The organism is Streptomyces sp. WAC06614 (assembly GCF_003949795.1).
Classification (GTDB): domain Bacteria; phylum Actinomycetota; class Actinomycetes; order Streptomycetales; family Streptomycetaceae; genus Streptomyces.
Genome location: NZ_RPRY01000306.1, coordinates 1 through 8,021, shown reverse-complemented (window position 1 = coordinate 8,021; position 8,021 = coordinate 1). Strand labels below are relative to the sequence as shown.

Here is an 8,021-nt window from a genome sequence, read left to right as displayed (position 1 = left end):
CGGGTGGTCCGTGCCGATCCGGGGGACACCGAGCGGCTGCCCTGGGACACCGGGGAGCGGGCCACGCTGCCGATCGGGGTGCGGCTGGAGTTCACCGCCGCGCCGGAGGTCACCGCGGTGGAGATCCGCTACCGGGCCACCGTGCCCGGCCCCACCGACGCACTGCGCGACCTCGCGCACGGCTTCGCGCTGTGGAACCGCGCCGGACTGCTGGCCGAGGTGTTCACCGAGCCGGCCGCCGAGGCCGTCGTACGGATCGGTCTGCCGCCCGGCCAGGGCCCGTACACCGTGCACCCGCCCGAGGCCCAGTCCCCGCTGGTCCTCGGCCTGCGCGGGGTCGGCGGCCCGCTGGCCCCGGCGCCCGCCGCGCCGCGCTGGGTGGTGCACGGCGACTCCATCACCGAGGGCTGGTGGTCCACCCGGCCCGCCCACGGCTGGCCCGCCGTCGCCGGGCGCACCCTCGGCTGGGACACGGTCAACCTCGGCTACGCGGGCGCCGCGCGCGGCGAACTCGCCGTCGCCGAGCAGCTCGCGAGCCTGCCCGCCGACGCCCTCACCCTCGCCTTCGGCACCAACTGCTGGACCCGGGTGCCGCACTCGGCGCCCCTCCTCTACGAGACCACCCGCGCCTTCCTCGAACTGGTCCGCCAGGGCCACCCGCGCACCCCGCTGCTGCTGGTCTCCCCCGTGCTGCGGCCCGACGCCGAACGCACCCCGAACCGGCTCGGCGCCACCCTCGGCGCGCTGCGCGACGCCATGGAGCGGGCCGTCGGGGACCGGATCGCGGCCGGTGACGACCGGCTGGCCCTGCTGCCGGGCCGGGACGTCCTGGGCCCCGAGCACCTCGCGGACGGGCTGCACCCCAACGACGCCGGGCACGCGCGCCTCGGCCTGTCTGTGGCCACGGCCCTGCGGCGGGCCGGGTTCACCGGCGGGTGAGTGAACCACCCCACACCGGATCCGTTGAACAGATCCCGTCCGGGACCCCGTGTCATCGGCACATTGCCCGCCTCTCGGCGGCGGGTGACACGGATCGGAATGTGGGAGAGATCATCATGGGTGCACTGCGCGGAACGTCCCTCGCTGCCGTCGCGATCGTCGTCGCCCTGACGGCGACCGCGTGCGGCGGGGACGAGGACAAGGCCGGTGACGCGGCGAAGGGCGCCGGAACCGGCGCCGCCGCACCTGCCCAGGCGCCGGCCGGCGCCGAGGTGAAGGCCGGCGGCCAGCTCGCGGTGCGCCAGGACGCCACCCTCGGGCCGGTGCTCACCGACGCGGCCGGCTTCACGCTGTACCGCTTCGACAAGGACACGGCGAAGCCGCCGACGTCCAACTGCGACGGGGACTGCGCCAAGGCCTGGCCGCCGGTGCCGGCCGCCGACGCCAAGGCCGCCGCCGGCACGGACGCCTCGCTGCTGGGCGAGGTGGTCCGCAAGGACGGCACCAAGCAGCTCACCGTGGCCGGCTGGCCGGCGTACCGCTTCGCCAAGGACACCGCCCCCGGCGAGACCAAGGGGCAGGGCGTCGGCGGCACCTGGTTCGCCCTGGCCCCGGACGGCAAGAAGGCGGCCAAGACGGGCGAGGGCGCGCAGAACGGCAACGGCAACGGCGGGTACGGTTCCGGCGACGGGTACGGCGGTGCCGGCGGCGCCGCTCCCGCCGCGCTGCCCGGACTGTCGGTGGCCAAGGACCCCAAGCTCGGCGACCACGTCGTCGACAAGAACGGCATGACGGTGTACCGGTTCAAGCCGGACACGGCGTGGCCGATGGTCTCCAAGTGCACCGGCGACTGCCTGGCCAAGTGGCCGGTGGTGGAGCCCGTGGACAAGGCGAACACCAAGGGCATCACGGAGCGGAACTACCTCGTCCTGGACCGCCCCGACGGCAAGAAGCAGCAGACCATCGACTGCTGGCCGGTCTACACCTTCACCGGTGACAAGAAGCCCGGCGACACCAACGGCCAGGGCGTCGGCGGTACGTGGTACGCCGTCGCGCCCGACGGAAAGCTGATCACCCTGCAGTGACGGCTTTCGGAAAGCGCGGCCTCCCCCCTCCCCCGGGGAGGCCGCGCTTTCCCCTACCCCTTGTGTAGCTTGGGCCCATGCTGCGCGTCCTGGCCGTCGACGACGAGAAGCCGCTCCTGGAGGAGCTGCTCTACCTGCTGCGCTCCGACCCCCGGGTGGAGAGCGCCGAGGGTGCCTCGGACGCCACGCAGGCGCTGCGCCGGGTGACCCGGGCGCTGGAGTCCGGGCCGGACGGCCCGGACGGGATCGACGTGGTGTTCCTCGACATCCACATGGCAGGGCTGACCGGGCTGGACATCGCCCGGCTGCTGGCCGGGTTCGCGCGGCCGCCGCTGATCGTGTTCGTCACCGCGCACGAGGGCTTCGCGGTCCAGGCCTTCGACCTCAAGGCGGTGGACTACGTCCTCAAGCCGGTCCGCCCCGAGCGGCTGGCCGAGGCGGTGCGCCGGGCCTGCGAACACCTCGGGCAGTCCGCCCCGGCCGAGGAGCCGGCGGCGCCGGCCGCGGTCCCGGCACCGCGCCGGCCCCGCCCGGAGGTGACCATCGCGGACCGGACGACCGAGCAGATCGCGGTCGAGCTGGGCGGGGTCACCCGGTTCGTCGCCATCGCCGACATCGCCTACGTCGAGGCCCAGGGCGACTACGCCCGGCTCCACACGGACGAGGGCAGCCACCTCGTCCGGATCCCGCTGTCCACGCTGGAGGAACGCTGGGCCTCCCGCGGGTTCGTCCGGATCCACCGCCGCCATCTGGTCGCCCTGGGGCGGATCGACGAGCTCCGGCTCGACGCGGGCACCACCAGCGTCCGCGTCGGCACGGCCGAGCTCCAGGTGAGCCGCCGTCATGCCCGGGCCCTGCGCGACCTGCTGATGCGCCAGGCGACGGGCTGACCCGACGCTCCGGGCCCCGGCCGGTCCGGCGGGAGCGGGCCTGCGGGCCGGTCCGGCGGGTCTTTCCGGCCGTTCGCCGCCGTCCGCCGTCGTACGGGCGGGCCGGGTGCGCGGTGCGGTGGGCCGTCCGGCGCGGCAGCGGGGCCGCTCGGCGCACGGGGGATGCCGTTCGTCGCGCGGGTGCGTGCGCCCGGCGACCGTCCCGGCCGTCGGCCGCAGCGACCGGCCGGACGGGCCCCGGGGAACCGGCCCGCACGTATCGTGGACCCGCCGGGCGAAAGGGAGTGACATGTCCGACATCCAGGCGCTGGTCGAGGAACTGACCGCCCTGCCTCGGACCCGCCCGGCGGGACGGGACGAGGCCGAGGCGATGCTGGCGCGCCTGCGCAGCGCCGCCGCCCGCTGGGCCGACGTGCTCTACGAGGCCGGCCGTGCCTCCGAGCACCTGCCGCCGCGCGCGGAGGCCGCCGTGATGGCCGCCTTCCACCGCGCCGAACAGGCCTACGTGGAGCTGGAGATCGCCGTCCGGGACTGCGGGGAGCACCGGGACCCGGTGCTCTGACGCCCCGCAGGCTTGCCGGAACCCACCTGTCGCACTCCGCCCGCGTCTGCGTACACTCCGGTCACCCCGCCGCCTGCCGAAGGACCTGCCCGGTGAACCAGACGTACGCGCTGACCGCGGTCACCGTCGTCGTCCTGGTCACGGTCCTGGTCGGCGCGCTCGGCCTGCGGATCTCGCGGACCACCTCCGACTTCTACGTCGCCTCGCGCACGGTCGGGCCGCGCCTGAACGCGGCGGCCATCAGCGGCGAGTACCTCTCCGCCGCCTCCTTCCTCGGCATCGCGGGGCTGGTGCTGCTCCAGGGACCGGCGATGCTCTGGTACCCCGTGGGCTACACCGCCGGGTACCTGGTGCTGCTGGTCCTGGTGGCGGCCCCGCTGCGCCGCTCGGGCGCGTACACCCTGCCGGACTTCGCCGAGGACCGGCTGCAGTCCCGGGCGGTGCGCCGGATCGCGGTGCTGTTCGTGCTCGGGGTGGGCTGGCTGTACCTGCTGCCGCAGCTCCAGGGCGCCGGGCTGACCCTGGAGATCCTCACCGGGGCGCCGCACTGGGTGGGCGGGCTGGTGGTGGCCTGCGTGGTGACGGCCGCCGTCGCGGCCGGCGGGATGCGCAGCATCACCTTCGTCCAGGCCTTCCAGTACTGGCTGAAGCTGACCGCCCTGCTGGTGCCGGCCTTCTTCCTGCTGGCGGCCTGGGCCGGGGACGGTGCCCCGCGCGCCACCCTGGACGCCCCGGCCGCCTTCCGCACCCACACGGTGGTGACGGTCGCCGAGGACGTGCGGATGTCGCTGGAGGCGCCGTTGACCCTCACGGTGACCGGCACGGTCGACGGGCGGGCGTACGAGGACCGGGTGGTGACCCTGGCCACCGGACGGCACGCGGTGCGGGCGGCGACCCGGCTGGAGTTCCTGCCCGGCAGCTCCGTCCCGCAGACCCGGCCGGCGGCCGGCATGGGCGTCTCCTCCTGGTCCCAGCCGCTGTCCGGGGACCAGGACGGCTACCGGCTGTACGCCACCTACGGGCTGATCCTGGCCACCTTCCTGGGCACGATGGGGCTGCCGCACGTGGCCGTGCGCTTCTACACCAGCCCCAACGGGCGGGCGGCGCGCCGCACCACCCTGGTGGTGCTGGGCCTGGTCGGCTCGTTCTACCTGCTGCCGCCGGTCTACGGGGCGCTGGGCCGGATCTACGCGCCGGAGCTGTCGCTGACCGGGGACGCGGACGCCGCCGTACTGGTGCTGCCCGAGCGGATGCTCGGCGGGACGCTGGGCGATCTGCTGGGGGCACTGCTCGCGGGCGGGGCGTTCGCCGCGTTCCTGTCGACGGCCTCGGGGCTGACCATGGCGGTGGCGGGCGTCCTGCACCAGGACGTGCTGCCCAGCCGGGCCCGCAAGGTGAGCACGTTCCGGATCGCGGCGCTGGTGGCGATGGCGGTGCCGCTGGCCGGGAGCCTGGCGGCCACCGACGTGCCGGTCGCGGACGCGGTGGGGCTGGCCTTCGCGGTGTCGGCCTCGTCGTTCTGCCCGCTGCTGGTCCTGGGCATATGGTGGCGCGGGCTGACCCCGCCCGGCGCCGTCGCGGGCCTGCTGACCGGGGGCGGCGCCGCCCTGAGCGCGGTGCTGGCCACCCGTACGGGACTGGCCCCGGCGGGCTGGGTGCACACGCTGCTGGCCTGGCCGGCGGTCTGGTCGGTGCCGCTGGGCTTCCTGACGATGGTGACGGTGTCCCTGGCGACCCGGTCGCGGATACCGCCCGGTACGGCGACCACCCTGGCCCGGCTGCACCTGCCCGAGGACGTGGCGGCCCACACCCCGCCCGGGGCACGGCGGTGACCGGCGGCGGCGCCCTGGCGCTCCTCGTCGCGGGGGTGGCGGCGCTGGCCCTGGTGGCCGGGTACGCGCTGGGCCGCAGGGCGGCGGGACGGCCCGGGCGGGCCGGGCTCGACCTGGACCTGGGCACCGCGGTGGAGCGGGCGACCTTCCACACCCTGCACACCGCCTCACTGGCCGCTCCCCCGCTGCGGGCCGGGCTCACCGAGGACGCCGCCCGCAAGGCGGCCAAGCGGCTGCGCTCGCTGCTGGGCACGGAGGCGCTGTGCCTGACCGACCGGGAGGCGGTGCTGGCCTGGGACGGCCCGGGCGCCGACCACCACGAACGGCGGGCGATGGCGCGGGTGGCCGAGGTGCTGCGGTCGGGCCGCAGCGCGAGCGTGCGCACGGAGTGCCAGCGGCCGGACTGCCCGTTGAAGTGGGCCGTGTTCGCCCCGCTGACCGGGGAGGACGGGATGCTCGGGGCGCTGGTGGCGTACGGCTCGCGGGAGTCGGCGGTGCTGGTGCGGGCGGCGACCGAGGTCGCCCGCTGGGTGTCGGTGCAGCTGGAGCTGGCCGAGCTGGACCGGTCGCGGACCCGGCTGATGGAGGCCGAGATCAAGGCGCTGCGCGCGCAGATCTCCCCGCACTTCATCTTCAACTCCCTCGCTGCGATCGCCTCGTTCGTCCGCACCGACCCCGAGCGGGCCAGGGACCTGCTGCTGGAGTTCGCCGACTTCACCCGCTACTCCTTCCGCCGGCACGGGGACTTCACCACGTTGGCCGAGGAACTGCGGTCCATCGAGCAGTACTTGGCGCTGGCCGGGGCCCGGTTCGGGGACCGGTTGACGGTGACGCTCCAGGTGGCGCCCGAGGTGCTGCCGGTGGCGCTGCCCTTCCTGTGCCTGCAGCCGCTGGTGGAGAACGCGGTCAAGCACGGCCTGGAGGACTCCACCCGGGAGTGCCGGATCACCATCGCCGCGCAGGACGCGGGCGCCGAGGCGCTGATCACGATCGAGGACAACGGGGTCGGCATGGACCCGGCGCTGCTGCGCCGGATCCTGGCCGGGGAGCGGGTGCGCGGGTCGTCGGGGATCGGACTGCCGAACGTGGACGAGCGGATGCGGCAGGTGTACGGGGACGCGTACGGGCTGGTCATCGAGACGGGGATCGGCGCCGGCATGAAGATCACCGCGCGGATCCCCAAGTACCGGGCGGGCGTGCACTCCTCGTTCCCGCCGGCCGGGCCCTGAGCGCCGGCCGCACCGGGGCGGTGGCTGCGGCGTTTCCGGTGCTCCCGGCCCTTCCGGCGTTTCCGGTGCTCCCGGCGAGCCGCACGGTTCAGCCGGTTGAACCGTGCTGCTCGCCCGGGCGTGTTCCGGACAGAACCGGATCACGCGCCGGACCGGCACCGGCAGGAGCGGCGCAGGCTCCGGCATCGCCACTGCCCGGGAGGGCACCTGACTGAGGGGGTCGCCGACGTGCGGGTCGGGCGGGCACAACTTCCGGGCGAGTTGAGGGACCTGGTGCAGGGGGTCGCGGCGGGCCGCGGCGCCTGCGTCCTGGTGGAGGGCGAGCCGGGCACGGGCCGGTCGGCGGTGCTCGCGGCGCTGGTGGCGCAGGCCGAGGGGCTGGGCCTACGGGTCCGCTCCGGCTCGGCGGACGGCCTGGGCACGTCATTGCCGCTGCGGGCCGCGCTGGACTGTCTGCACCCGGACGGCGGGAGCGTGCGCGAGAGCGTGACGGCGCTGCTGCTCGGGGCCGCCGGGCGCCCCGGCGGGGCGGGCGGCGCGGCCGGGGTGCTGGCGGCGCTGGACCTGATGGTCGCCGAGGTACGGCGGTGGTGCGCCGAGGGGCCGGTGGTGGTGGCCCTGGACGATGTGCACGCCGCCGATCCGGCGAGCCTGCTGCTGTGGCGGCGGCTGGCCGGGGCCGGGACCGCCGCCGGGCTGCCGCTGCTGCTGGTGGCGGCGCGGCGGGCCGACGTCCGGCGGCCCGAGGTGGACCGGCTCTGCCGGGGCCTGGCCGAGCGGGGCGCCCGGACGCTGCGGCTGGACCCGCTGGACGAGGACGAGGCGGTGGCGGCGCTGCGCGAGCTGCTGGGCGCCGCGCCCGGGCCGCGGCTGCGCGAGGCCGCCGCACTGGCCGGGGGCAATCCGCGCTGGCTGCGGGAGCTGGCCCTGCACTGGTCGGCGCGGGGACTGCTGGAGGTGGGCGGTGGAACGGCCGAACTCACCCTGCGACCGGCCGAGTTGCCCGCTCCCCCGGCCGCCCTGGCCCGGTCGGCGCTCGGTTTCCTGGCGGGCCCGGCGTACGGGGCGCTGCGTCATGCGGCGCTGCTGGGCGAGGAGTTCACCGTGCGCGAGCTGGGTCTCGTACGGGCCCGGCCGCCGCGGGAGCTCCAGACGGACCTGGCCGAACCGCTGGCGGCCGGCCTGCTGCACGACACCGGCCGCGCCTTCCGCTTCCGCCATCCGGCGCTGCGCCTGGCCCTGGCCGCGGACGTCCCGGGCGCCCTGCGCACCGCCCTGCTGCGGGACGCCGCCCACGCCCTGTCCGAAGCGGGCGAGGCCGCCGACCGGGTGGCCGAGCTCCTCCACCGGGCCGACCACTCCCCGGCCGGGGCCGCCCCGGCCCCGCTCCCCGGCTGCGCGGACGACCCCGCGGCCGTCGGGGCCCCGGGCGGCCACGACCGGCGGTCCGGGCCGGGCGGTGGCGGGGTCGAGCTGGTCGGGGT

7 protein-coding genes are annotated in these 8,021 nt (G+C 76.2%); all 7 read left to right on the top strand.

Features of this window, described 5'->3' with window-relative positions; all coding sequences use genetic code 11:
* On the top strand, window positions 1–939 hold a 939-nt coding region (locus EF918_RS28770), incomplete at its 5' end, for a GDSL-type esterase/lipase family protein (protein WP_125651856.1).
* A gap of 116 nt (window positions 940–1,055) precedes the next feature.
* Complete coding sequence (locus EF918_RS28765; RefSeq protein WP_125651855.1) at window positions 1,056–2,024, top strand: SCO0930 family lipoprotein; 969 nt, start codon at window positions 1,056–1,058, stop codon at window positions 2,022–2,024.
* Between the two features lie 77 nt (window positions 2,025–2,101).
* Window positions 2,102–2,914 (top strand): LytTR family DNA-binding domain-containing protein, encoded by an 813-nt coding sequence (locus EF918_RS28760; RefSeq protein ID WP_125651854.1) that lies wholly within the window; start codon window positions 2,102–2,104, stop codon window positions 2,912–2,914.
* Between the two features lie 289 nt (window positions 2,915–3,203).
* Window positions 3,204–3,476 carry a hypothetical protein gene (locus EF918_RS28755; RefSeq protein WP_125651853.1) on the top strand — a complete coding sequence of 91 codons (273 nt, stop codon included), beginning with the start codon at window positions 3,204–3,206 and terminating at the stop codon, window positions 3,474–3,476.
* 92 nt (window positions 3,477–3,568) lie between these two features.
* Window positions 3,569–5,308 carry a cation acetate symporter gene (locus EF918_RS28750; RefSeq protein WP_125651852.1) on the top strand — a complete coding sequence of 580 codons (1,740 nt, stop codon included), beginning with the start codon at window positions 3,569–3,571 and terminating at the stop codon, window positions 5,306–5,308.
* Window positions 5,305–6,537 carry a histidine kinase gene (locus tag EF918_RS28745; protein WP_125651851.1) on the top strand — a complete coding sequence of 411 codons (1,233 nt, stop codon included), beginning with the start codon at window positions 5,305–5,307 and terminating at the stop codon, window positions 6,535–6,537. Before EF918_RS28750 ends, EF918_RS28745 begins: the two co-directional genes overlap by 4 nt.
* A gap of 273 nt (window positions 6,538–6,810) precedes the next feature.
* On the top strand, window positions 6,811–8,021 hold a 1,211-nt coding region (locus tag EF918_RS28740; protein WP_148141274.1), incomplete at its 3' end, for an AAA family ATPase.

Coding starts and splice junctions, on each gene's coding strand:
- EF918_RS28765 (WP_125651855.1), top strand. CDS start 1,056: ATGGGTGCACTGCGCGGAACGTCCCTCGCTGCCGTCGCGATCGTCGTC.
- EF918_RS28760 (WP_125651854.1), top strand. CDS start 2,102: ATGCTGCGCGTCCTGGCCGTCGACGACGAGAAGCCGCTCCTGGAGGAG.
- EF918_RS28755 (WP_125651853.1), top strand. CDS start 3,204: ATGTCCGACATCCAGGCGCTGGTCGAGGAACTGACCGCCCTGCCTCGG.